This is a genomic window from Euzebya pacifica (genome assembly GCF_003344865.1).
GTDB classification, from domain to species: Bacteria; Actinomycetota; Nitriliruptoria; order Euzebyales; family Euzebyaceae; genus Euzebya; species Euzebya pacifica.
In genome coordinates this window covers 4,810,782-4,834,981 of record NZ_CP031165.1, presented here as the reverse complement: position 1 = coordinate 4,834,981, position 24,200 = coordinate 4,810,782, and the positions used below count along the sequence as shown (strand labels likewise).

Here is a 24,200-nt window from a genome sequence, read left to right as displayed (position 1 = left end):
GTCAGGCCGATCGGGCCAGCTCGTCGGCGAGAATGCGGTAGCGGGTGTCGTCGATCGGGACGAACCGGCGCAGCCGTGCGTGTGTCAGCGCGGCCGTCACATCAGCGTCCCGATGGGCGGACAGCAGGGCCGCTCGCACCGCGACCCGGACGGCGGCCGGTAGGTCGGTACGCGCGACGGCCGGCTGGACCGGGTGGGGGCCGAGCGCCGCGATGGCAACCAGGTCGAGGGCGGGTTGCTCGTGGCAGACGCGGTGCCACACCGTGGAGTCGATCGCCGCGGCGTCCACCTCATCGCGCTGCAGCAGCTCCAGCGACCGCAGGTGCGAGCCCGACCGCACGAAGTCGACGGCGTGGACGTCGATCCCCTGCTGGACCAGGGCCAGCCGGAGGCTGTGGTACCCGCTCAGGCTGACGTCGTCGTTGTAGGCGATGCGTCGTCCCGGCAGGTCGGTCAGGCTCGTCGGGCCGCCGGGTCCGATGACCACGTCCCCGAAGTAGACCGGCTGGTCCTCGCTGCGCGGATCGATCGGCACCCAAGCCGCACCGACCAGCCGGATCGGTGGATCGGGCACCGCGGTCAGCCACACCCAGGACGTCGCGCAGACGAACGCCACGTCGACCTCGGCCGTGCTGAACGGTTCGGGCTCACCCGGCCGTGGGCCCGACCGGGTCTCGTCGAACGACAGCACCACCTCGCATCCCAACGACCGGCCGATGTGTCCGGCCAGCGCCTCGAACAGCGATGCGGGGATGCTCGGGGAGAGGAAGGTCCGGAGGTGCAGCGGGTGGTCGAGCACGCGGGGGAACCTACTCGCCGACCTTGCGGGCGAACGCCTCCTCCAGCCAGCCGGCCCGCACGTCGCGGTTGACCGGGATGTGGGCGACCAGGGGCTGTCGCAGGTCGACGCACTCGGCGGCCAACCCCTTCAGGTCGTCCAGGGTCTCGATCAGCATCCCGCGTGCCCCCACCGACTCGGCCACGGCGACCAGGTCGGGGGTGGTGAACAACGACTCCTCCTCCGGCAACCCGAGCATCCGCAAGAAGTGCAGCTCGGCGCCGTAGGCCCCGTCGTCGAAGACGAGGACCAGCATGGGGACCTGCTCGCGGGACAGCGTCTCCAGATCGCCCAGGCTCATCATCAGGCCGCCGTCGCCGATGGCCAGCACGGTCAGCCGCTCGGGATGCGCCACCGCCGCACCGATGGCCGACCCCAGCCCCAGGCCCACCGATCCGAAGTCGAGGGAGAACAGGAAGGCTGACGGCTCCGGCACCGACAGGTAGCTCGCCGGGAAACCGCAGAAGTGGCCGCCGTCGGTGACCAGCTGACGGTTCGCCGGCAGCAGGTGCTCGAGCGCCGCACACACCGTCCGAGGGTCCAGCGCCCCGTCGACACCTTCGTCGTCGTGGGCGGCCCCGAGGTCGAAGGTCCGCAGCTGCTCGGCCACGTCCTCGGTCCGGAAGCCGTCACGGGGTGACGAACCAGCGACCAGCTCCCGCAGCCGTGTGGCCACGACGCGTGCGTCGCCGACCACCGAGACCGCCGCCGGGGTGTACCGCCCGACCGCGGCCGGATCGACATCGACGTGGACGATCTTCGTCGGCTCGTGCAGCAACGACCCTGCACGGTTGGTGAAGCTGTTCACCCCGGCACCCAGCACGACGACGACATCGGCGTCGGCGATCAGGTCCGCACCCAGGGGGGTGGCGAAGCCGCCGCAGATGCCGACCGACCACGGGTGCCCGTCGAACCACGACTTGGCGGGCAGCGTGGTGGCGAGCAGCGCCCCGACCTCGTCGGCCAACGCGATGGCGGCCTCCTTGGCCCCGGCGCGGATCGCCCCTCGCCCGGCCAGCACGACCGGCCGCTCGGCGGACGCGAGCAGCGCGGCGGCCTCGGCCAGGGACGATTCGTCCGGCTCGGCCACCACGGACGCGGGCGTCGAGGGGGCCACAGCCGCCGCGACGGACGTCTCGTCCTGGACGGACTCTTCGTCCTGCACATCCGTCGGCATGGACAGGGCCACCGGCCCCGGACCGCCCCTCGCCGCCGCGAACGCCGCCGCCACATCGGCTGCTGCCGACGCAGCGGAGAACGGCTGCACGGGCACACCGGCCGCGGCCAGCAGCGCTTCCTGGTCGCAGTCCTGCGGCAGGCCGGGCACGCCGTGCGGTGTGTCGCCGGTCAGCAGGACCAGCGGCGTCCCGGCCTTCCGCGCCGAGATCAGCGCGGTCAGGGTGTTGGTCAGTCCGGGCCCCTGCGTCACCGAGCACACGCCGACCCGTCCGCTGGTCCGCGCATAGCCGTCGGCCATCGCCAGCGCGGCCGACTCGTGCCGGGCCGCGACCATCCGCACCCCATGGGTGGACGTGATGTGCGGGATCAGCTTGAGGTTGCCGTCGCCCATCACCCCGAACACCTCGGTGACGCCCTCGGCGACCAGCGCAGCGGCAACCGCCTCCCACGCCTTCATCGGCGTCCACCGACGACGGTGGCGTCGGATCCCCACGGGGTGATCGTGCCCTCGCGTTCGTGGAACCGGTCGGGCAGCTCGTCGACCATGTCCCATGCCATCGACAGCCGGCCGTAGCCCACGTACAGGCCGATGTGCATGCCGAGCTCGACGATCTCGGGTTCGCTGTAGTGGACGCGAAGGTCCTCGATCGTGGCGTCGCTGATGGACAGGTGGTCGCTGGCCATCAGGTCGGCGAACCGCAGGGCGGCCCGTTCGGCATCAGTCAGGTCGGGGGCCTCGTCGGGCGTCTCCAGCGAGCACACCAGGTCCTCGGTCACGCCGGCCTCGACCCCGTCGGCGTAGCGGATCGCCATGCAGCTGCGGCACTGGTTGGAACGCCACCCGCAACCGGACGATCTCGATGAGCCGTGCCGGCAGGGTGCTCCGCGAACGGATCGCACCGGTGAACCGGACGTAGGCCTCGGCCAGCTCCGGCCGGTGGGCGTAGATCCGGACGTTGCCGAGCTCCAGGTCGGTGCGCCCCTCGGGCTGGACCAGCTCGCGCAGCTCCGGCGTCCACTCCTCCGGCGGCAGCAGTCGGATCCGGCTCACGACGCGACCAGCTCGCCGAGGTCCTCGCCCGCCGCGGCCATCGCGTTGCGAGCCTTTCGCTGCACCAGCCCCCAGGTGTGGGTCAGGTAGTTGGCACGCGTCACGAGGTCCTTCACGCGGCCGATCATCTCCTCGGGCATGTCCGGTGCGCCGGTCGGGGTGATCCGCACGTCCAGCTCGGCGGCGTACTCGAGCGTCACCATCAGCGACACGGCCTGGCCGAGGTCCTCGTGGACGCAGATCGCGCCGTGGAAGGGGATCAGCAGCGTGTGGTTGTCGCCGAGCGCCGGGCCGACGGACTCGAAGTCGTCGTCGGGGCACATCGCGGTCTCGCCGGCGAAGAAGCTGGCCAGGTTGTGATACGTCTTCGGCGGCCGGTTCATCGCGCAGAGGGCGGTGATCCACGGTCCGTGGGTGTGGACGATGGCGTGCACGTCGTCGCGTTCGGCGTAGATGCCCTGGTGGAAGTCGGCGCCCAACGAGATGGTGCGGTCCCCGTCGACCTGGTTGCCGTCGAAGTCGATCCGCACGACGTCGGCGGGGGTGATCTCCTCGAACGTCTTGTCCAGGACGTTCATCCAGAAGGTGTCGCTGTCGGGGTCGCGCATCGACACGTGGCCGCCGATCTCGGACCCCAGTCCGTAGGTGGCGAGACCCCTGCAGGCAAGGGCGATCTGCTCGGCGGGCGTGGACATGGCGGGCTCCTTGGTGGACACCGGTGCAACGGGCAACACCGCTTGTGGCGAATTATGCATATGGTTACCCTCATTGTCGACTCGGAAGGAACACGTGACCCGCTACCTGATCGCCGGCGCCGGATCGCTCGGCACCGTCTACGGCGCGATGCTCGCATCAGCGGGCCATGACGTGCAGCTGCTGGCCCGGCCGGCCCACGCCGACGCGGTCACCAGCAGGGGAGGGGTGGAGCTCCGGTCCTTCGGCACCGTGCAGCACCCAACGCTCAGGGCCACGGCCGACCCCGCCGCACTGGACCCAGTCGAGGCGATCGTCCTAGCGTGCAAGGCCCCCGACACCGCTGAGGTACTGCACGGCATCCGCCACCTCGCCGGTGACATCTCCTCGGCCATGTCGATCCAGAACGGCGTGACCGCCGCCGACGACCTCGCCCGCTGGTGCGTCCCCTCGGCCGTCGTCGGGGCAGTCAGCATGGTCGGCGGCACCCTCGAGCAACCCGGCGTCGTCGCCCACACCTTCGCCGGTCCGACGTTCCTCGGCCCGATGCCGGACACCGACCCCGCCGCCGTCGACACGCTGGCCGGTGACATCGAGGGCGCCGGACTGGAGGTCGTCACCACCGACCGCATCCGATCCGTGGAGTGGTCCAAGCTCGTCCACGCCTCGCCCTCCATGGCCATCACCGCCCTGACCCGCCTGCCGTTCCACCAGGCGTTCGTCGTCCCCGAGCTGGCAGAGGTGTTCCTCGACCTGATCGTCGAGGGGGCCGCCGTGGCGGCGGCGGCGGGGGTCGAGGTCGATGACTGGCCCCACATCCTCCCCGTCCGCTCGCTGGCAACCATGCCGCGGGAACAGGGGCTGGCCACCATCCGTGCGCGTGGCGAGGCGATGGTGGAAGCGGGCATGACCGAGGTGCGGATCTCCATGCTGCAGAGCGTCGAGCGCGGCCGCCCGACGGAGGTCGACGCCATCCACGGGACGCTGGCGAGCGAGGCTCGACGGCTCGGGGTCGACGCCCCGACCACCACCGTCGTCCATCGCCTGCTGGCCGGACTGGACCGAGTCATCGTGCAGGAGGCGACATGAGCGACACACATCGCAGCTGGGCCGTCGTCGGTGCCGGGGCGATGGGCAGCGTCATCGGCGGGCACCTGGCGCTCGCCGGACATTCCGTCACCCTTGTCGACGTCCGACGCGACCACATCGACGCCATCCGCGCCGACGGCCTGGTGATGCGCCGACCCGACGGGACCGCCACGACGGTCCGGCTCGATGCGACCGTCGACCCATCAGCCGACCTGCGGCCCGTCGACGTGCTGCTGTTCATGTGCAAGACCTTCGCCACCGTCGAAGCCGCCCGTTCCGTGGCGGACGCGCTGGCCCCCGGGGGAGTGGCGGTCACGCTGCAGAACGGGCTGGGCAACGACCGACGACTGGCGGAGGTGTTCGACGCCGACCGGGTGATCCCGGGCACCACGACCGTGGGGGCGGAGTCCGTTGCGCCCGGTGTCGTACTGATGGCGCCGGCCACGGCGGAGGGACGGTCGCTGACGGAGATGGGGCCACCGAGGACCGTCGAGGTGTCGGGGGACGCCGACGTTCCGTCCGCGGTCCGTGATGTCGCGGCCGACCTGACCGCCGCGGGCCTGCCCGCGGAGGCGCTGCCGTCGGCGGACACCGTCATCTGGAGCAAGGTCGCCATGGCCGCGTCGATGGCCGGGCTGACCGCGGCGTTGCGACGAACCGTTGCCGATGTGATCGGCGAACCGACGGCGTGGGCGCTGTGGACCGACATGTTCGAGGAGGTCGTTGCGGTGGCCACGGCTGCCGGCGTCGATCTGGACGTCGCGGCGTTGCGAACCCGTTGTGTCGACACCTACACCTCCGTCGGCCCCCACATCACGTCGATGGCCGCCGACGTCGTCGCGGGTCGCCGGACCGAGGTCGACGCCCTGGCCCTCGGCGTGGCCGAGGAGGGCCGTCGTGTCGGTGTGCCCACTCCGGTCAACGACGTCGTCGGTCGAATCGTCAAGTCGCTGGAAGCCACGTACGACCGGTCCCTGTGACCACACCCATCAAGAGGAGCCCCAACCATGAACGTCGAGGACCGGCTGCTGGCCATCGACCTGCTGCACCGCTACGGCCACTGCTACGACCAGGGTGAGTTGGACGCGATGGCCGACTGCTTCACCGAGGACGCCACCTTCACCATCAACGGATCGGTCGGCTCGATGCCGACCGCGCTGGAGGGTCGGCCGGCGATCAGGAAGGCCATGGGCGAGCGGCGAGCCGCTACCGCCAACGCCCAGCGTCGTCACCTGATCTCCAATGTGATCCTCGACGAGGTGCCGGGCGACCCCGACCGCATCCAGGCCGCCTGCTACCTGCTGGTCGGTTCGACCGAGGACGGAACGCTGCACCTTCCCTCCACCGGCCGCTACACCGACGTGATGGTCCGCTCGGGCGATGGCTGGCTGATCGCCGAACGGGTGCTGACCCTGGACTCCACCATCGGCTAGCTCGAGCGCGGCGTGTCCGGTCACGTCGAGGGTTTGGCGGCGGGTAGTACTGCAACATGATCGGATTCTTGATTGCAGGCCTCGTCATCGGAGCCCTGGCCCGGCTCTTCACCCGTGGACGCCAGGGCCTCGGCCTCGGCGCAACCCTCCTGCTCGGCGTCGTCGGCTCGGTCATCGGTGGGTTGCTCGCCAACCTCCTCGGCACCGGCTCGCTGTTCGAGCTGAACATCATCGGATTCATCGCGTCCGTCGTGGCCGCCGTGTTCCTCCTCGGCGTCGTCGAGTCGCGTTCGGGCTCCAGGCACGCCTAGCCCGACCTCCGAACTGGGGCGTCAGCCCGACGCGGCGCACGCCCCCGCACGGCGGCCGAAGACAAGCGCCGGGCCGATGGTCCCGCCGGCGCCCGGGTAGGCCATGCCCAGCGGACTCGCGGCGGCGTTGCCGGCGGCGAACAGGCCCTCGACAACGCCGCCCTCGACATGGCGGACCCGCCCGTCGACGTCGGTGCGCGGTCCCCCCTTGGTGCCGAGCGTCCCCGGCAGCACGCGCACCGCGAAGAACGGGCTCTGGGTCAGCGGTCGGAGGTTCGGCTGGTCGAGGCGGCGATCACCGACGAACCGGTCGTAGGCCGACCGGCCCCGACCGAACGCCGGGTCCTCTCCCACGATTGCGCCAGCGTTGAACGCCGACACCGTCGCCACCAACCGATCGGCCTCGACGTCGATGGCGGACGCCAGCTCCTCCACCGAATCGGCGCGGACCAGCCAGTCCGGGTCGGGCTCCCCCGGCAGCAACGGACCGAGCGGATACGCCGCCCGGTAGCCGTTGTCGACGATCAGCCACGACGGGTCGCGCGGGAATGCGAACGCCCCTGGGTCGAAGTCGTGCAGCGACCGACCGACGTCGTTGTAGTTCTGCGCCTCGTTGGCGAACCGCTGCCCGCGCCCGTCCACCATGATCGACCCCGGTCGGGCCCGCTCGGCCAGCAGCAGGCGGTGCAGGGGCTTCCCCTCGATCTCCTCGCCCGGGATGGCCATCGCCGGGCACCACCACGCCTCGGACATGTTGCCCAGCGCCGCCCCGGCCCCCATGGCCATGCGCAGGCCGCCTCCCGTTGCTCCCGGTGCGCCGGTCGGGGCAGGGGAGGGGTGGCGCAGGAACGCCCTGGCCAACGACGGGTCCCGTTCGAACCCGCCGGTGCACAGCACCACGGCCCCGTCGACCGCCTCGCCGGAATCCAGCGTCACCCCGACAACCCGCTCTCCGTCCCGACGAAGCGACGCCACCGGTGTCTCGACCCGCACGTCCACCCCGAGGCGCAGCACCGCCGCCAGCAGGCTGCCCACGACCGCCGCGCCCATCGTCAGGACCCCCTCGTCCCGCCGGCGGGTCAACACGTCCCGGTTCAGGGTGTTGGCGATGATCTCGTGCTGGGTCATCGGCAGCCGCCACGACAGGGCCGGCCGCACCCGTGCGGCGACGTCGGCGGTGGGGGTGAACGGCAGCGGCTCGAGCGACCGGCCGCCCTCGCGGCCGCCGGGCAGCCCGCAGTGGTAGTCCGGATAACCCAGCGCCACCCACCCGTGCTCGGTGACCCGCTGGACCCACGACGCGGTGTCCCCGGCCCCGGCGACGAACGTGTCGACCAGCTCCTCGTCGACGTCACCGAGCGCGAGCCCGCGCAGGTAGGTCCTCGCATCCTCCGGTGTGTCGGGGAAGCCCGCAGCCGCGGCCAGGTCGTTGGCCGGCAACCACGCCACCCCGCCCGACAGCGCGGTCGTCCCGCCCACCGTCGACGTCGACTCCAGCAACGTCACGGCGGCGCCGGCCTCGGCTGCAGCCAGCGCGGCTGACAGCCCGGCCACACCGGATCCCACGACAACAACAGCTCGTCCGGCCACAGCTTCTCCGATCACCGGCGCACCGTGCACCGGGGGTCCTCTGCGATCCACCGAATCAACCAAACGTTCGATGGCTGGTTGCACGCTATACCGCGTCGGGACTACGATCGACTGACTGGTCAGTAAATCCGATCACGTCGACCGAGCATCGGCTGCCCCTCGAGCCGGGGGCAGCCGTGAGGAGCCGCATGGACCGCACGATCTTCGAGGAAGAACACGACCACTTCCGTGACGCCGTCCGCCGGTTCGTCGACAAGGAGGTCGTCCCCAACCGCGAGGCGTGGGAGGCGCAGGGCCGGGTCGACCGCTCGCTGTTCACCGCCGCCGGCGCGGCTGGCCTGCTCGGCATAGCCGCCCCCGAGGCCCACGGCGGCGGCGGCATGGACGACTTCCGCTACAACGCCATCGTCTCCGAGGTGCTCGCCGAGGCCGACGTCCTGTCCGCTGGGCTCGGCCTGTCGCTGCAGGCCGACATCGCCCTGCCGTACCTGCTGCACCAGGCCAACGAGGAGCAGCAGGCCCGCTGGCTGCCCGGTGCCGTCTCCGGTGAGACGATCCTCGCCCTCGCCATGTCCGAACCGGGTGCCGGCTCCGACGTCGCCGGCATCGCCACGACCGCTCGGCGCGACGGCGACCACTACGTCGTCGACGGCGGCAAGACCTTCATCACCAACGGCCAGAACGCCGACCTGGTCATCACCGCGGTCAAGACCGACCCGACGGAACGCCACAAGGGCATCAGCCTGCTGGTCATCGAGGCCGACCGGGACGGCTTCTCCCGTGGTCGCAAGCTGGCGAAGGTCGGCCAGCACGCCGCGGACACCTCCGAGCTGTTCTTCGACGGTGTCCGCGTGCCCGTCGAGAACCTGCTGGGGGAGGAGGGCAAGGGCTTCTACGCCATGATGGGCAACCTCGCCCAGGAGCGGCTGTCCATCGCCGTGCAGGCCGTCGCCCAGGCCGAACGGTCCGTTGAGGCCAGCGTCGCGTACGCCAAGCAGCGCCAGGCGTTCGGCAGCCCCATCGGCAGCTTCCAGCACATCCGCTTCACCCTCGCCGAGCTGCAGACGCAGGTCGACGTCGCCCGCACCTACGTCGACCGACTGCTGATGGACCACGTCGAGGGCCGCCTGTCCGACGTCGACGCGGCCAAGGCCAAGTGGTGGACCACGGAGCTGTGCCAGCAGATCGTCGACCGGTGCGTCCAGGTGCACGGCGGCTACGGCTACATGGCCGAGTACCCCGTCGCGCGAGCGTGGGTCGACAGCCGCATCCAGACCATCTACGGGGGCACGACCGAGATCATGAAGGAGATCATCGGCCGCTCCATGGGCCTGTAGCGCCCACCCCCGTCACTGCCACCCACCATCAAGGGGAGCCACGCCATGTCCGAGATCGTCAGCCGCACCGACCGCGTCGAGGGGCAGCGTCGCATCGCGGTGCTGGTCATGGATCGGCCCGACAAGTCGATGAACGTCGTGGACGAGGCGCTGCTCGGTGACCTCCGCCGTCAGATCGACGCCGTCCTGGCCGACGAGGCCGTCGATGCGTTCGTGCTGGCCTCGGGCAAGGACGGATCGTTCGGTGCCGGCGCCGACATCGGTTGGCTGCCCGAGCTCGCGGCCAGCGACAACGCCGAGGACTTCCTCGCCGGGGTCCACGAGCTGATGGCCCGCATCGCGCGCGGCACCACCCCGATGGTCACCGCCATCAACGGCTCGGCCTTCGGCGGCGCGTTCGAGCTGGCGCTCGCCGGCCACGCCATCGTGGCGGTCCCGGGCGCCCAGGTGGGTCTGCCCGAGGTCGGCCTGTCCCTGCTGCCAGGTGGTGGCGGCACGCAGATGCTGCGCCGCTTCGTGCCGCTGGACCGTGCGCTGGACATGCTGACCTCCGGCAAGCCGGTCGCCGTGGAGGACGCTGCGGGCCTGATCGCTCGGGTCGTGCCCGCAGACGGGCTGGTCGACGCCGCGGTCGAGCTTGCTGCCTCGTTGGTCGGCACCGACCTGGTCGACGAACCCTCCGTGGAGGAGGGGGACGCGGCGCTCGTGGAGTCCACCCGGGAGGCGCTCGTGGGGTCGCGACGTGGCCTGTCCACCGCGGCCGCCACGATCCTCGACGTCGTCGCCGCCGGCGTGGTCGACGGGTTCGACGCCGGTCTGGCGGCCGAACGCGCGGGGTTCCTCTCCCTCCTCCGCTCGGCGGAGTCACGGGCAGCCCTGCACCTGTTCAGCGCGCAGGACGACGTCAAGCGACGCAGCCGCGGAGGTGGGGCACCCGTGGGGCGGCTCGGCGTCGTCGGCGGCGGGCAGATGGGCGCCGGCATCGCCTCCACCGCCGTCAGCCGAGACCTGGACGCGATCGTCCGGGACGTGGCCGAGGATTCCCTGGGTCGCGCACGCGCCTACCGCGACAAGGTCCTGTCCCGTACCGCCCCGGCGAAGGGAACGGACCCGCGGGTGGACCGCTGGGCCGACACCACCACGTGGGAGGGGTTCGACCAGGTCGACGCCGTCGTCGAGGCCGTCTTCGAGCTGCCCGAGATCAAGGACGAGGTGCTGCGCGACCTGTGTGGTGCCGTGGCCGACGACACGCTGATCGCCAGCAACACCTCCGCCATCCCGATCGCGTCGCTGGCCGCCTCGGTCACCCACCCCGAGCGTTTCCTCGGGATGCACTTCTTCTCACCGGTCGAGCGGATGCCGCTGGTCGAGCTGATCCCACACGCCGGGACGGCCGTGGAGACCACGCAGCGGGCGGCGGCGCTCGGCCGTCGGCTGGGCAAGGTGCCGGTCGTCGTCGGCGACGCGCCGGGCTTCATGACCTCCCGCGTGTACGCCCGCTGGCTGGCCGAGGGCATCCGACTGCTGCGCGACGGCGTCGACGTGACGACGATCGACTCGGCCGCGCGGGCGGTCGGGTTCCCCGTCGGGCCGCTGCTGGCCACCGACGAGGCCACCCTCAACCTCGTGGTGCAGGCATCCATCACCCAGGTCGCCGAGCCCGTCATGGCCGACCGGCTCGACGTCGCCGGTGTGCGCAAGGCGCTGGAGACCCTGATGGCCGGGGGCGTCGAAGGGCGCCGGCAGGGCCGAGGCTTCTACACCTACGAGGACGGGCAGCGCGTCGGCGCCAACCCCGAGGTGCTGGGCATCCTCGGCGTATCCCCTGTCGAGGTCGACCCGACGGTGGTCGGTGAGCGGCTGCTGCTGGCCTTCGCGACGGAGTGCTGGCGCTGCGACGCCGACGGCACCATCTGCCATCCCGACGACGGTGACGTGGCCGCGGTCCTGGGCATCGGGTTCCCCCGCCTGCTCGGCGGCCCCTTCCACTGGGCCGACGAGGTCGGTGCCGCCGAGATCGTCGCCCGCTGCGACGCGCTTGGCGAGGCCTTCGAACCCGGCCCCGAGCTGCGCCGCCTGGCCACCGAGGGCGGCCGCCTGGCCGACCTCCCCCGCCGCCCTGCCCCGTTCGCCGACCGCGGCTGACCTACCCCGCTGCGAGGGCCTTGCGGAGTCGGCGGACCAGACCCCAGCGGTCGCGGACCATCTCCAGCTCGGTCACGGCCCCGTCGGCCACGCGGGCCATCAGGGTGGCCTGCATGCGGCCCTCCAGCCCTACGGCCTCGGCCGGGACACCCGGCAGGCCGCCGGCGTAGGTGCCTCGCAGGGTCACCGCGGCCGCAGCCCGGTCGCCGGCGGTGAACAGGTCGTCGACCTCCACCGACAGGCCCTCCAGCACCGCCGCCCCGTTGCCGGTCTCCATCAGCCGAACGCCGTCCGTGGACAGGGCAGACACGGCGTCGGCGGCCAGCCCGTCGAGCCACGCCCGCACCGCCTGCTCGGTCGCCGGGTCAGCGGGGGTGTCCACCGTCGTGGCCCACGGGTCGGGATGCCCCGCCTCGAGCGGAGCGGTGAACGACCCCGTCGACTGCTCGTCGCGCCCCTGGAAGTCCTGCTCCACCCGGCAGATCTGCAGCCGCTCGCCGTCCCACTCGTAGGTGGAGATACCCGGCCACACCGCCAGCGCCCCCGGCTCGCCGACAGGCGCACCGTGCTCGCTGAACCGCATCGCCAGCCGGTGGCCCGACAGGATCATGTCGTGCACCGTCAGCACGAGGGTGGGGTAGCGGGCGAACGCCGCGGAGACCGCCTCGGTGTAGGTCGGCATGTCCAGCGTCCGGCCCGAGATCACGACCCGGTAGTCCTCGCGCATCAGGTCGGCGGTGACCGACTGGTCGTGGACGCTGGTGTAGTCGATGCAGTACCGGCGCATCAGCGCGACGAACGGTTCCATCAGGGGCTCCTCGAGGGTGGCGACGGCCCCTGCGAAGGGGGCACGCGTTGACCTCCCAACCGTATTGACCTACTGTTAAGTAATCAATTGTTCCGGCCCGGAACCAGAGCCGAATACGGGGCCGCAGGAGGCACGAGTTGGACAACAGCTACGGCATGCTCAGCGTGGGGGTGGAGGACGGCGTCTGCGTCGTCACGCTCGACCGTCCCGAGAAGCTGAACGCGCTGACCCACGAGTTCTGGACCGACGTGGTCCGGCTGCTCGACGACGCCGAGGCCGACGATGCCGTCCGGGCGCTGGTCGTTCGCGGCGCGGGGGACAACTTCTGTGCCGGCGGTGACATCGACGGGTTCGGCGAGCTGGGCGACATCCCTGCCCGCCGTCGCTACCAGCAGCTGGCCATGGCCGCCTACCGGGCGTGGGAGGTCTTCCCCAAGCCCACGATCGCGGCGGTCCACGGCTACGCCCTCGGCGGCGGCTGCGAGCTGACGATGGTCACCGACCTCGTCGTCTGCGACACCACCGCCCGCTTCGGCACCCCCGAGGCCGCCGTCGGGTTGATGCCCGGCCTCGGCGTGGTCCGTGGGCACGCCAACACCAACCTCCACTGGCTCAAGCTGATGATCTTCACCGGTACCAAGCTCGGCGCCGACGACGCCCGGCTCGCCGGCCTCGTCACCACCGTGACCGAGGAGGGCCAGCACGTGGAGGAGGCCATGCGGCTTGCCCGCCAGGCCGCCCAGAAGCCCGCCACCGCCCTGCGCGTGGCCAAGTCCATCCTCAACCGTGGTTCGGCGGAGGGCTACGACTACTCCGTCGAGGCCACCGCCCTGCTGCACAGCACTGACGACCAGCGGGAAGGGGTCGCCGCATTCGTCGAGCGTCGCCAGCCCGCCTTCCGCGACAGGTGAACACCGTGGACCGACCGACCCCCCCGACGATGCACGAGCGGCTCGAGGAGCTGCAGAAGCGCCGCGACATCGCCCTGGCGATGGGTGGCCCCGAGAAGGTGCAGCGCCACCACGACAGCGGCCGCCTGACCGTTCGCGAACGCATCGCCGGTGTGCTCGACGAGGGCAGCTTCTACGAGATCGGCATGCTCGCCGAGCCGGAGCTGCGCAAGGACAAGCCGATACCGGGCGATGGCTGCGTCACCGGCTTCGGTCGCATCGACGGGCGCAAGGTCTGCCTCATCGGCATCGACGCCACCACACTGGCCGGGACGACCGCACCGATCAGCATGCGCAAGCAGGGCCGCATCGCCGCCTACGCCGCCACCAAGGGCCTGCCGCTGATCCTGCTGTGCGACGCCGACGGCGGCCGGATCCCCGACGTGATGGGCTGGCGGTTCTCGGGCCTGCCGTTCGACTTCTCCTCCTTCCTGCAGACCCCGGAGGGCTTCCCGGAGATCCCGCGTATCGCCGCGGTGCTCGGCCCGGGCTACGGCGACTCGGCGCTGCACGCCGGCACCGCCCACATCATCGTGATGACCGAGACGTCCTCCATCGCCTTGTCCGGCCCGTCGGTGGTGGAGTCCGCCATCGGCGAGAAGGTCACCGACCAGGAGCTCGGCGGCCCCGAGCACGCCCAGGAGATCGGGACCGCCCACCTCGTCGTCCCCACCGAGGACGAGGCGTTCGACGCCATCGCTGCCTACCTGTCCTACCTGCCCAACAACGCCGCTCGTCCCGCCCCGCGGGCCCCGGCGGTCGAGCCGCGCCTGGACCGCGAGACCCTGCTGGACGTGGTGCCGACCAACCCCAAGCAGGCCTACGACATGCACGACGTCATCGACGCGATCGTGGATGCCGACACCTTCCTGCCGTGGCGTCCGGAGGCCGGCAAGGCGCTGATCACCGCGTTCGTCCGCATGGAGGGGCAGGCCGTCGGCATCATCGCCAACAACCCTCGCCACGGCGCCGGTGCGCTGGACGCGCGGGCGCTGGAGAAGGCGCACAACTTCATCGACATGTGCGACACGTTCAACTTGCCGCTGGTGTTCCTGCAGGACGTGCCCGGCCTGATGATCGGCATCCAGGCCGAACGGCAGGGGATCGTGCAGTGGTACGAGCGGCTGGTGGCACGACTGGCCCGCACCAAGGTGCCGCACGTCGCCGTCGTGGTCCGCAAGGCCTTCGGTGGCGGCCACTACGCCATGGGCGGACGGCCGACCCTCCCCGACCTCTTGGTCTGCTGGCCGATCGCGGAGCTGGGCTTCATGGCCCCCGAGACCGGCGTGGTCACCGTCAACCGGCGGATGCTCGAGCAGGCCGAGGCCGACGGTGGTCGCGAGGCGCGCGACAAGCTCGAGATGGAGCTGACCCAGGAGTGGATCGACGAGTCCGCTGCATGGGAATCCGCGGCGCACACGTTCGTGGATGACATCATCGACCCCAGAGACACGCGCTCGGTCATCCTCACGGGAATCGAGTTCGGGTGGGGCGACCGGGACGGAGTGGGATAACCAGGATGGCGACGACGACGAAGACAGCCGCGGGCAAGGTCGACAAGCGCAAGCGCACGGGGCGCAAGGCGCAGATCATCGACGTGTCGACCGAGCTGTTCCGCGAGAAGGGCTACCACGCCACCTCGCTGGACGACATCGCGGATCGGATCGGCTTCACCAAGCCGGCGATCTACTACTACTTCAAGTCCAAGGAGGACATCCTCTTCGCCATCGTCGACGAGATCGTCGACAGCGGGCTGGAGCGGATGGAGGCGGTCGCTGCCACCGACCTGTCGCCCACGGAGAAGATGCACGACCTGCTGGTGGAGAACACCCGGGTGATCCTGGAGAACCTCGACGCCAACAGCGTCTTCTACAACGAACGTGGGCTGCTGTCGGCCGAACGCGAAGAGGCCATCCGCGACCGCGAGCGCGAGTACACCCGTGTCGCCCGACAGATCTACATCGACGGTGTCGAAGCGGGCGAGTTCACCGACGTCGACCCGGCCGTGGCCACCGCCACCCTGCTGGGTGCGTCGATCTGGGCGCACCGCTGGTTCGACCCCAACGGCAGCATGACCACCGACGAGGTCGCCGAACAGATCGCCACCCTCCTGCTCGAGGGTTACCGGTCCTGAGTCCACGCCAGACGAATCCCCCATCGGGCGGGCCCATCGCGGGCCCGCCCGATCGTCGTTTCGGCCGGCGTCGCGCTGGCTGGATCGATGCCGGTCATCTATGCTCATGAATACCCTTTATGAGCGGCGTCGGCGACGCCACAGCGAGGCGCCGCTGGTCGGCGTCGGAGATGGACGGGCGAACCGTGATCGACTTCACCTTGACCGAGGAGCAGGAGGCCCTGCGGGACATGGCGGCCCGGGTGGCCGACGAGCACTGGGCCGACGTGGCGCTGGAGTGGGACCGCAACGCCACGTTCCTCCCCGATGTCGAGCGCAAGCGGCTGGCCGAGCTCGGGCTGCTGGGCATCGCCATCCCCGAGGCCTACGGCGGTGCGGGTGGTGACCTGCTCGACGCCCTCCTGGTGGTGGAGGAGATCGCCAAGCGCAACCAGATCGTCGCCTTCCAGGTCTTCGAGGCCAACACCGGCCCGACCCGGGTCATCGAGCTGTTCGGCACCGAGGAGCAGAAGCAGCGGATCCTCCCGCCGATCGTCCGTGGCGAGTCGACCCTTGCCGTCTCCATCTCCGAGCCGGACGCCGGATCGGCCGCCACCGACCTGACCACCACCGCCCGCCGGGACGGCGACCACTACGTGGTGGAGGGCATGAAGCGCTGGTGCTCCGGCGCCGGCCACGCCGAGCAGTACCTGATCTACGTCCGCCTCGACGACAACCCCGGTGCACGGGGGATCGGCGCGGTGCTGGTCGACGCCGACACCGAGGGGCTGACCTTCGGTCCGCAGGAGCAGATGATGGGGTTCCGCGGCATTCCGTCGGCCGACATGTTCCTCGACAACGTCCGCGTGCCCGCCGAGAACCTGATCATCCCCGCCGGTGGGTTCAAGCAGCTGTTCGAAGCGTTCTCCATCGAGCGGCTGGGCAACTCCACCATGAGCCTCGCGATCGGGCAGGCCTGCGTGGACCGCACCGCCGCCTACGTCCAGGAACGGCACCAGTTCGGCAAGCCGATCATCGAGTTCCAGACCGTCCAGGAGCAGCTGGCGGACATGATCCTGCAGGTCGAGGCGGCCAGGCTGCTGATCTGGCGGGCTGCCGCTGCAGCCGGTCGGGGCACCCCGGACCCGCTCCAGGCGTCGATGGCCAAGTGCTTCTCCAACGAGATGGCCAAGGGCGTGTCGGACAAGGCTGTGATGCTGCACGGCGGGTACGGTTATCACCCGGATTACCACGTCGAACGGCACCACCGAGACGCCCACGGCTGGGCGCTCGGCGGGGGCACACCCACCATCCAGCGCACGCGGATCATCTCCCAGTACCTGGGCCGGCGGTTCGACCAGCGCAGCTGAGCCTGCTGACAGTCGTTCGCAATACCGTCGACGGGTTGGCGGGTCCAGCGGTTACGTTGAGGGTGATAAACCGACTGAATAGGCGAACGAAGGGTTCGGGGATGGCTGGAGTGCGGGACAAGGACGGGCGACGTCTGGACGTCACCCCCCGGAGCGTCAGCCGCAGCCGTCCACAGAAGACCGCCACGATCGTCGCCGCCGGCATCGTCGACCGGATCACCGCCGAGCAGCTCGGCGAGGGCGACTCGCTGCCGCCCGAGCGGGTGCTCATGGAGGACTTCAACGTCGGCCGCGGCACCATGCGCGAGGCGCTGCGCTACCTCGAGCTGCAGGGCGTGCTGACCATCAAGACCGGCCCCAAGGGTGGGCCGCTGGTGGCCACCCCCGACTCACGCCACCTGGCCTCGACCTTCGCCCTGCTCATGCAGTTCGCGGGGACGGAGTTCCGGTCGGTCATCGAGGCACGGCAGGGCCTGGAGCCCATGACCGCCCGCCTGGCCGCCAGCGCCGACGACGCCCACACGGTCGAGGCGCTGCAGGAATCCGTCGAGCGGATGGGCGCCAACCTCTCGGACTGGGACACCTTCCTCGACGAGAACCGGCAGTTCCACGACCTGATCGCCTGGGGATCGGGCAACCCGATCTTCGGCTACCTGATCAACTCGTTGCACTGGATCACCGACGGCACCGTGCTCGGCATCGACTACCCACTGCGGTTCCGCAAGGCCGTCCTCGAGGCGCACCAGGCCATCGCCGACGCCGTCGCGGCCGCCGACCCCGACGCCAGCGAAGCGGCGATGAAGGCCCACATGGACGACACCCTCGTCTACTTCGAGAAGCGCTACAGCAACGTCCTGACCCACAAGCTGTCCTGGGAGCATTTCGGCGGCGCGTGATGCGTTGTTTGTTGGTCCTCGCTTCGCTCGTCTGGTCCTCGGGCTCCGTTGCTGGTCCTCGCTCCGCTCGGACGGTCCTCGGGCTGGTGGCCGACGATCCGCGGCGGCTTCCTCGACCCCTCGCTTCGCATCGGGGCACTGCGGGAGCCCCCACGGAGTCGTCGGCGCCCTGCGGCGGTGGAGCTCTGTCCACTGGGGTTTGAAGCACACTCCGATCCAACGCTGGGTTCGGGTTATCCATGCGCATGAATATCCTCTACGCTTGGCGATGTGATCGTCGAGTCGTGTGGAGGAGAGCGTCATGGGTGACCTGCTGGAGTCCGAGCCGCATCCGCAGGAGGTCGTGGTCGAGGAGGGGGGCCGGCGCGTCGTCACGATGGACTCCGCCCGCTACGTCGACGCGAGCAACACCGACCACGACGTGGTCGTCGCCGCGTCCTACATCGGGGTGCTGCCCGCGCGGTTGATGGCCCCCCACCGCCCGCGAGCGGTCATCGGGCACGACGGGGGGATCGGCAAGGACGCCGCGGGCATCCAGGGGCTGTACTACCTCGAAGCCCTCGGCATCCCCGCCGTCGCCGCTGACGGGGCCACCGCCGAGCTCGGCAACGGGCAGGACCTCCACGACGAGGGGGTCGTCAGCCGGGTCAACATCCTCGCCGAACAGTGCGGGGTCTCCCCGGGCATGCCGGTCGCCGAGGCCGCCCGCCGCCTGCTGGCCACCGACCCGAGCGACACCGAGGTCGGCACCAAGGTCCGCCGGGAGGTCGTGGAGACCTCACCCACCGGCCGCCAGGTCGTCGTCACCGACTCCATCATCTTCGCCCGGCCCGAGGACCGTGACCGCAACGTCCTGGTCACCGCCGGCCACACCGGCCGGTCGGGCGCCTCCTTCCTGCTGGAGTTCCGGCCGTGGGGCTTCATCTGCTCCGACGGTGGAGGCGCCAAGAACGACTCGGGCACCGCCGGTTTGGCGATTGTGGAGGAGCACGGCCTTGCCGGTGCCAGCGTCTCGGCCATGACCGCCGCCATCGGCGACGCCCAGTCCAGCTATGTCGACGGCATCATCGCCGCCTGCAACGAACCGGCCCGCCGCCGCGGCGTCGAGGTCGGCATGCCCGCCAAGCAGGCCGCCCATCTGCTGCTGGCCGAGGTCCCGACGTCGTGATCGGCCTCCCGACCCCCTCGCCCCTCACCGAACCGTTCTGGAGTGGTGCGGCCGACCGGCAGCTGGTTCGCCAGGTCTGCGACAACTGCGCGCTCAACCTCTTCACCCCCCGCATCGCCTGCCCCGCCTGCCAGTCCGAGGCGTTGACCTGGCAGCGCAGCGACGGGCTCGGGACGGTGTACAGCCACTCCGTCGTCCACCGCTCGCCGACCGGCGACCGTGACGTCCCCTACGTCGTGGCGATCGTCGACCTCGACGAGGGCTGGCACCTGATGACCAACATCGTCGGCTGCGATCCGGCCGAGGTGTACATCGGCCAGCGCGTCACCGTGGCATGGGAGGACCGGGACGGACGCCGTCTGCCCGTCTTCACCCCGACCCCGAATGTCGACCTGCACCACGGCGAGGGGGCGCCGGCATGAACGTCGGCCTCACCGTCACCCGCTCCGCCCGCCGGTACCCCGACCGGGTCGCCGCCTTCGACGACACCGGCGAGCTGACCTGGGTCGAGCTGGACCGCCGCTCCAACCAGGTCGCCCACCTGCTGGCCGACATGGGCGTCGACCGCGGCGACCGGGTCGCCCTCCTCGCCCCCAACCGGCTCGAGGTCTGCGAGGTCCTGGCCGGCGTCGCCAAGGCCGGCATGGTCTACGTCGGCCTCAACTTCCGGCTGTCCGCCACCGACCTCTCCCACATCCTCGGCAACGCCGAACCGTCGGTGATCATCGCCTCCGCCGACCTGGCCGACCTGGCCCACGAGGTCGCCGACCCCGCCGGCATCCCCGTGCTGGAGCTCGACGACCCCGGGCAGGAGGGATGGGCCGCAAGGCGTGACCGCGCCGCCACGACCGACCCGGCCACGCTGCACGAGGTCCGGCCCGAGGACGAGTTCTGCATCGTCTACACCAGCGGCACGACCGGCACCCCCAAGGGGGTGTGGTTCGACCACTCCCGCGTCATGCAGCACGCGCCGGTCGCGTGCATGGAGTACGAGATCGACCACACCAGCCGGTACCTGGTCGCCATCCCGCACAACTCCTCGGTCAACATCACCCTGGTGCCCTGCATGATGGTCGGCGCCGCCGTCGGGCTCGTCGACAGCCGCGGCTTCGACCCGCAATCGTTCGTCGACGCCGTCGCCCACCACCGGGCCACCCACACCTACCTCGTCCCCACCCAGCTGTACCGGCTGCTCGACCGCATCCCCGCAGGCTCGACGGCGCTGGACGGGCTGGTCACCGTCGGCTACGGCGCCGCCCCCATGGCCCCGGACAAGGCCCGAGCGCTGGTCGAGCGGTTCGGCCCGATCTTCGTGCAGCTCTACGGCATGGCCGAGGTCGCCTCCATCGGCACCATGCTGCGCAAGGCCGACCACCTGGCCGCCCTCGACGGCCGCCCCGAGCTGTTCGGGTCGGCCGGCCAGTCCTCCTACCTGATGGACGTGCGCGTCGTCGACGCCGACGGCCGCGACGTCGACACCGGCGAACGGGGCGAGGTCATCTTCGCCGCCCCCTACATGATGAAGGGCTACTACGGCGAGCCCGAGCGGACCGCCCAGACGCTGGTCGACGGATGGGTCCGCTCCGGCGACATCGCCACCGTCGACGCCGACGGGTTCCTCTACATCGTCGACCGGGTCAAGGACATCATCATCCGGGGCGGCTACAACATCGCCCCGAGCGAGGTCGAGGCCGTCATCCACCGGCACCCCGACGTGCTGGAGGTCGCCGTCATCGGCGTCCCCGACGAGCGCTGGGGCGAGGCGATCGAGGCCGTGGTCGCACTTCGCAGCGACACCGTCGACCTGCCCGACCTGCAGACCTGGTGCACGCAGGAGGGGTTGTCGTCGCTGAAGGTCCCCGAGACCGTCGTCCGCGTCGACAGCCTGCCCAAGAACGCCGTCGGCAAGATCGACAAGGCCAGCCTCCGCAGCGCCCGCTGGTCCACTGACCGGCAGGTCTAGGCCGTGACCATCAGCCCCCTCCAACAGGCCCGAGTGGTGGGCGTGCACGCCACCGCACAGGCCAAGCAGCTGGACCGGACGGCCCTGTCGGCCTGCCTCGAGGCAGCGATGGGCGCCCTGGCCGACGCAGGGTTGACCCCGGCCGACGTCGACGGCATCGCCGGTCGATGGCCCGGTCCCGGTGGGACGGTCATGCACCCCGGCTCGGTGGACTGGACGTCGCTGCTCGGCCATCCGCTGCGATGGGTGCAGGACACCTACCCGCAGGGGGTGCCAGCCGTGCTCGACGCCGCCGCTGCGATCGCCGCGGGCCTGTGCCACACCGTGCTGGTGGTCGGTGGGCAGGCCGCGATCCGCTCGGGCGGGGCGGTGGCGGCCTACACCCGGCCCGACAACGAGTTCGTCGCCCCGTGGGGTGCCTTCACGGCCGTGCACTTCGCGATGGTCGCCCAGCGCCAGCTCCACCTGCATCCCGACTACCGGCAGGGGGCCGCCGAGGCCGCCGCGGCGGTGCGAAACCGCGGGCACGCCAATCCGGACGCGGTCATGTTCGGCAAGGGGCCCCACACCGCCGAGGACGTGCTCGGCGCGCCGATGATCGCCTCGCCGCTGACCCTCCTCGACCTGTGCCTGGCCACCGAGGGTGCGGCGGCGATGGTCATCACCTCCGCCGACCGGGCCGCCGACACGCGGGCACCGGTTCGGGTGCTGGGCGGGGCCAGCGAGTGGCACCGCCAGCAGTACGTCGACCCTGCTCGCCACGAAGAGGTGTGGACCGTCGGGCGCGATGCCGCCGCCGACGCCCGCCGCATGGCCGGGGTGGACCCGACCGACGTCGATGTTGCGCTGCTGTACGACATCAACAGCTTCGAGATCCTCCGCCAGCTGGAGGTCGCCGGCCTCTGCCCCCCGGGTGAGGCGCCTGCCTACGTCCACGACGTCGGCATCGGCGAGGGGTCGCCCGTGCCGGTCAACCCCGACGGGGGCCTGCTTTCCTACAGCCACATCGGCTGGGGCGGCCCGACGCTGAAGGTCGTCGAGGCCGTGCACCAGCTGCGAGGCGAGGCGGGCGAGCGGCAGGTCACCGACGCCGAGGTGGCCCTGGTCACCGGGGCCGGATCCGGCGCGCAGTACCACAACACGCTCCTGCTGGGGGCGTGAGCAACCACCGATGGACCACCAACGAGGAACGGAACAACCGATGAAGGTCGCAGTGCTGGGAGCCGGGATCATGGGCAGCGGGATCGCCCAGCTGTCGGCGATGGCCGGCCACGACGTGGCAGTCCGCGACATCGACGACGCGGCGCTGGACCGTGGCCGGAAGGCCGTCGAGTTCTCGCTGGGCAAGCTGGTGGAGAAGGGCCGGATGACGGCGGAGGAAGCCGACGCCGTCCGTGGTCGCCTGACCTGGACCACCGACCTGGCCGGGTCGGTGGCTGACGTCGACGTCGTGGTCGAGGCGGTGCCCGAGGTGCTGGCCCTCAAGCAGGAGGTCCTGACCGCCGCGGTGGCCGCCGCCCCGGCCGACGCGCTGATCGGCACCAACACCTCCCAGCTGTCGATCACCTCCATCGGCGCAGCGCTGGGGGATGCGGCCGACCGGCTGGTCGGCATGCACTTCTTCAACCCGCCGGTGCTGATGAAGCTGTGCGAGCTGGTCCGGGGCCTGGCGACCGGTGACGAGGCGCTGCAGCGGGCGCAGTCGTTCGCCGAGGGGTTGGGCAAGACGGTCGTGGTCTGCCGCAAGGACAGCCCGGGGTTCATCACCTCCCGCGCCTACGCGATCCTGCGGATGGAATGCCTGCGCATGCTGGAGGAGGGGGTGGCCACCGCCGAGGACATCGACACGGCGATGAAGCTGGGGTTCAACTTCCCGATGGGCCCGCTGGAGCTGGGTGACTTCAACGGCCTGGACACCTACCTGCATGCCGTCGAGTCCCTCGCGGAGGCCCACGGTGACCGCTTCCGTCCCACCGTGGGCCTGCGCAACATGGTTGCCGCCGGCCACCTCGGAAGGAAGGCCGGCAAGGGGTTCTACGACTACGGCGAACGCTGAACCAGCAGCTGCTGGATGGCGGCCACCAGCTGCGCGGCCCCTTCCCCGGTCATCCCTCGCTCGTGCACTCCAGGAAGGCTTCCTGCAGGACGTCGGCGACCTCGGGGTCGTCGATCTCGTCCTGGGTGGGATCCAGGGCGTTGACCGTGTCGGCGTCGAGCTCCTCGTAGAGCCCGTCGACCACGCACTCCGCCTGGCCGTCGGTCACTGCGCCACCTTCGGTCAGGGCATCGACGATGGCCTGGCGTTGGTCCCCGTCGGCGCCGCCACCGCATGCGGTGCCGAGCAGGAGCAGGGCGACCAGTCCGGCGGCGAGCCGACGGGTCGTGGTGATCCGACGTGTCGTCGTGGGCGCGGGCTGGCTTGGGATCATCGTGGACATGGCAGGTCCTCTCTGTCGTGGTGCTGGTGGCCGACAGCCCACCGCATTTGCCCGGCTGGTCGCATCAGGGACCCACCCCAGTCATTGGGGATCCAGCGCCGCCGGCAGCTCTGTCCGCGACGCGATGTCGAGCTTCCGGTAGGTCGCCGACAGGTGGACCTCGACGGTCTTGCGCGTGACGAAGAGGGTCCCGGCGATCTCCCGGTTCGTCAGAGCGTCCTCAGAGGTGTGCCGGCTGCAGGTCCCTGCCGCAGCTGCCGCACACCGTGGCGCCGGCCTTGTTGGCGTTCATGCACAGCGGGCACTTCGGTCCGGACTGGGCCGACGCAAGGAACCCGCATGTCCGCAACCCTCCGTGCCCGCGCCACGACTCCTGCCTCGTTAACGGCGACCCCCACGAACGGAAGTAGCAGCCGGCATCACACAGCGGGAACGCCGATCGCGACCACCCTCGCCGGCGCCGGCGCCGGCGTCGCCGTCGGTCGGCTGACCGGATGCCCGTTCCGAGAACGTCGAACCCGCCATGCTCCTACCATGCACGACACCGCCGACAGCACCACCGACAGGATGACCCGACATGGAGAACTTCAACTACACGCCGCCGCTTCCGCCTGACCGGCCGACCCAGAACACCGACCGCCCGACCTCCGAGTCGGGACGCCCACGGACCCGCACAGCCGTCATCATCGGCACAGTCGGCGTCATCATCGCCATCGCCCTCGTCCTGCTCTTCGGCTGAGGCGCCGCACACGCGACCGCACACGCGACCGCACACGCGACCGCACACGCGACCGCATGCGCGACCGCGGCCGGGTCGACGTCGGGCTC

At 70.8% G+C, this 24,200-nt stretch carries 26 protein-coding genes; 17 read left to right on the top strand and 9 right to left on the bottom strand.

From position 1 onward, the window contains the following. Position 1 precedes the first annotated feature (1 nt). From DVS28_RS20795 to DVS28_RS20780, 5 genes are read right to left on the bottom strand one after another with little or no spacing between them, the layout of a single operon-like run. Positions 2–799 (bottom strand): phosphate/phosphite/phosphonate ABC transporter substrate-binding protein, encoded by a 798-nt coding sequence (locus DVS28_RS20795; RefSeq protein ID WP_114593171.1) that lies wholly within the window; start codon positions 797–799, stop codon positions 2–4. 10 nt (positions 800–809) lie between these two features. Continuing rightward, a complete protein-coding gene (locus DVS28_RS20790) occupies positions 810–2,474 on the bottom strand; it encodes a thiamine pyrophosphate-binding protein (RefSeq protein ID WP_164710842.1) in 1,665 nt (554 codons plus the stop codon). Continuing rightward, positions 2,471–2,830, bottom strand: coding sequence for a carboxymuconolactone decarboxylase family protein (locus DVS28_RS29300; protein ID WP_216826195.1), 360 nt, complete (start codon positions 2,828–2,830; stop codon positions 2,471–2,473). The genes DVS28_RS20790 and DVS28_RS29300 overlap by 4 nt, the downstream gene beginning before the upstream one ends. Further along, positions 2,736–3,068 (bottom strand): carboxymuconolactone decarboxylase family protein, encoded by a 333-nt coding sequence (locus tag DVS28_RS29295; RefSeq protein WP_216826194.1) that lies wholly within the window; start codon positions 3,066–3,068, stop codon positions 2,736–2,738. The genes DVS28_RS29300 and DVS28_RS29295 overlap by 95 nt, the downstream gene beginning before the upstream one ends. Next, the gene (locus DVS28_RS20780; protein ID WP_164710841.1) at positions 3,065–3,763 is read right to left on the bottom strand and encodes a class II aldolase/adducin family protein; all 699 of its coding nucleotides are present in this window, start codon (positions 3,761–3,763) and stop codon (positions 3,065–3,067) included. Before DVS28_RS20780 ends, DVS28_RS29295 begins: the two co-directional genes overlap by 4 nt. 94 nt (positions 3,764–3,857) lie before the next feature. On the opposite strand from DVS28_RS20780, the gene DVS28_RS20775 reads away from it, so the two are divergent. Genes DVS28_RS20775 through DVS28_RS20760 form a run of 4 tightly spaced genes read left to right on the top strand, consistent with a single transcriptional unit; the run spans position 3,858 to position 6,594 of the window. Continuing rightward, positions 3,858–4,850, top strand: coding sequence for a ketopantoate reductase family protein (locus tag DVS28_RS20775; RefSeq protein WP_164710840.1), 993 nt, complete (start codon positions 3,858–3,860; stop codon positions 4,848–4,850). Then, the gene (locus tag DVS28_RS20770; RefSeq protein WP_114593168.1) at positions 4,847–5,830 is read left to right on the top strand and encodes a ketopantoate reductase family protein; all 984 of its coding nucleotides are present in this window, start codon (positions 4,847–4,849) and stop codon (positions 5,828–5,830) included. Before DVS28_RS20775 ends, DVS28_RS20770 begins: the two co-directional genes overlap by 4 nt. A 27-nt stretch (positions 5,831–5,857) precedes the next feature. Beyond that, positions 5,858–6,283, top strand: coding sequence for a nuclear transport factor 2 family protein (locus DVS28_RS20765; protein ID WP_114593167.1), 426 nt, complete (start codon positions 5,858–5,860; stop codon positions 6,281–6,283). A gap of 56 nt (positions 6,284–6,339) precedes the next feature. Then, complete coding sequence (locus tag DVS28_RS20760) at positions 6,340–6,594, top strand: GlsB/YeaQ/YmgE family stress response membrane protein (protein ID WP_114593166.1); 255 nt, start codon at positions 6,340–6,342, stop codon at positions 6,592–6,594. Between the two features lie 21 nt (positions 6,595–6,615). On the opposite strand, the gene DVS28_RS20755 is transcribed toward DVS28_RS20760, so the two are convergent. Next, entirely contained in the window at positions 6,616–8,160 is a 1,545-nt protein-coding gene (locus DVS28_RS20755) for an FAD-dependent oxidoreductase (protein WP_216826192.1), read from the bottom strand. Between the two features lie 212 nt (positions 8,161–8,372). Between DVS28_RS20755 and DVS28_RS20750 the strand changes: the two genes are divergently transcribed. Together DVS28_RS20750 and DVS28_RS20745 are read left to right on the top strand one after the other, a co-directional pair. Next, the gene (locus tag DVS28_RS20750) at positions 8,373–9,521 is read left to right on the top strand and encodes an acyl-CoA dehydrogenase family protein (RefSeq protein ID WP_114593165.1); all 1,149 of its coding nucleotides are present in this window, start codon (positions 8,373–8,375) and stop codon (positions 9,519–9,521) included. 45 nt (positions 9,522–9,566) lie between these two features. Then, positions 9,567–11,666 carry a 3-hydroxyacyl-CoA dehydrogenase NAD-binding domain-containing protein gene (locus DVS28_RS20745; protein ID WP_114593164.1) on the top strand — a complete coding sequence of 700 codons (2,100 nt, stop codon included), beginning with the start codon at positions 9,567–9,569 and terminating at the stop codon, positions 11,664–11,666. A gap of 1 nt (position 11,667) precedes the next feature. Here DVS28_RS20745 and DVS28_RS20740 read toward each other — a convergent pair whose 3' ends face one another. Continuing rightward, a complete protein-coding gene (locus DVS28_RS20740) occupies positions 11,668–12,474 on the bottom strand; it encodes an ester cyclase (RefSeq protein WP_114593163.1) in 807 nt (268 codons plus the stop codon). A gap of 137 nt (positions 12,475–12,611) precedes the next feature. On the opposite strand from DVS28_RS20740, the gene DVS28_RS20735 reads away from it, so the two are divergent. From DVS28_RS20735 to DVS28_RS20690, 10 genes are all read left to right on the top strand, one after another. Continuing rightward, positions 12,612–13,385: an enoyl-CoA hydratase/isomerase family protein gene (locus DVS28_RS20735; RefSeq protein WP_114593162.1), complete on the top strand. Its 774-nt coding sequence runs from the start codon at positions 12,612–12,614 to the stop codon at positions 13,383–13,385. Positions 13,386–13,390: 5 nt separating this feature from the next. After that, entirely contained in the window at positions 13,391–14,938 is a 1,548-nt protein-coding gene (locus DVS28_RS20730; protein ID WP_164710839.1) for an acyl-CoA carboxylase subunit beta, read from the top strand. A gap of 5 nt (positions 14,939–14,943) precedes the next feature. Beyond that, on the top strand, positions 14,944–15,558 hold the full coding sequence (locus tag DVS28_RS20725; RefSeq protein ID WP_114593160.1) for a TetR/AcrR family transcriptional regulator: 615 nt from the start codon (positions 14,944–14,946) through the stop codon (positions 15,556–15,558). Positions 15,559–15,728: 170 nt separating this feature from the next. After that, positions 15,729–16,907: an acyl-CoA dehydrogenase family protein gene (locus DVS28_RS20720; RefSeq protein WP_114594317.1), complete on the top strand. Its 1,179-nt coding sequence runs from the start codon at positions 15,729–15,731 to the stop codon at positions 16,905–16,907. Positions 16,908–17,008: 101 nt separating this feature from the next. After that, entirely contained in the window at positions 17,009–17,803 is a 795-nt protein-coding gene (locus DVS28_RS20715) for a FadR/GntR family transcriptional regulator (protein WP_114593159.1), read from the top strand. Between the two features lie 301 nt (positions 17,804–18,104). After that, positions 18,105–18,971 (top strand): DNA polymerase Y subunit UmuC family protein, encoded by an 867-nt coding sequence (locus DVS28_RS20710; protein WP_114594316.1) that lies wholly within the window; start codon positions 18,105–18,107, stop codon positions 18,969–18,971. Beyond that, on the top strand, positions 18,968–19,393 hold the full coding sequence (locus tag DVS28_RS20705; RefSeq protein WP_114593158.1) for a Zn-ribbon domain-containing OB-fold protein: 426 nt from the start codon (positions 18,968–18,970) through the stop codon (positions 19,391–19,393). The genes DVS28_RS20710 and DVS28_RS20705 overlap by 4 nt, the downstream gene beginning before the upstream one ends. After that, complete coding sequence (locus tag DVS28_RS20700; protein ID WP_164710838.1) at positions 19,390–20,934, top strand: class I adenylate-forming enzyme family protein; 1,545 nt, start codon at positions 19,390–19,392, stop codon at positions 20,932–20,934. Before DVS28_RS20705 ends, DVS28_RS20700 begins: the two co-directional genes overlap by 4 nt. Positions 20,935–20,937: 3 nt before the next feature. Then, complete coding sequence (locus tag DVS28_RS20695) at positions 20,938–22,095, top strand: thiolase C-terminal domain-containing protein (RefSeq protein ID WP_216826190.1); 1,158 nt, start codon at positions 20,938–20,940, stop codon at positions 22,093–22,095. Positions 22,096–22,135: 40 nt separating this feature from the next. Continuing rightward, positions 22,136–22,990 (top strand): 3-hydroxyacyl-CoA dehydrogenase family protein, encoded by an 855-nt coding sequence (locus DVS28_RS20690; protein WP_114593156.1) that lies wholly within the window; start codon positions 22,136–22,138, stop codon positions 22,988–22,990. Positions 22,991–23,039: 49 nt separating this feature from the next. On the opposite strand, the gene DVS28_RS20685 is transcribed toward DVS28_RS20690, so the two are convergent. Both DVS28_RS20685 and DVS28_RS30180 read right to left on the bottom strand, forming a co-directional pair. Continuing rightward, positions 23,040–23,372, bottom strand: coding sequence for a hypothetical protein (locus DVS28_RS20685; RefSeq protein ID WP_114593155.1), 333 nt, complete (start codon positions 23,370–23,372; stop codon positions 23,040–23,042). Between the two features lie 81 nt (positions 23,373–23,453). After that, complete coding sequence (locus tag DVS28_RS30180; protein WP_114594314.1) at positions 23,454–23,585, bottom strand: helix-turn-helix domain-containing protein; 132 nt, start codon at positions 23,583–23,585, stop codon at positions 23,454–23,456. Between the two features lie 364 nt (positions 23,586–23,949). On the opposite strand from DVS28_RS30180, the gene DVS28_RS28630 reads away from it, so the two are divergent. Further along, on the top strand, positions 23,950–24,111 hold the full coding sequence (locus DVS28_RS28630) for a hypothetical protein (protein ID WP_164710837.1): 162 nt from the start codon (positions 23,950–23,952) through the stop codon (positions 24,109–24,111). Positions 24,112–24,200 lie beyond the last annotated feature (89 nt).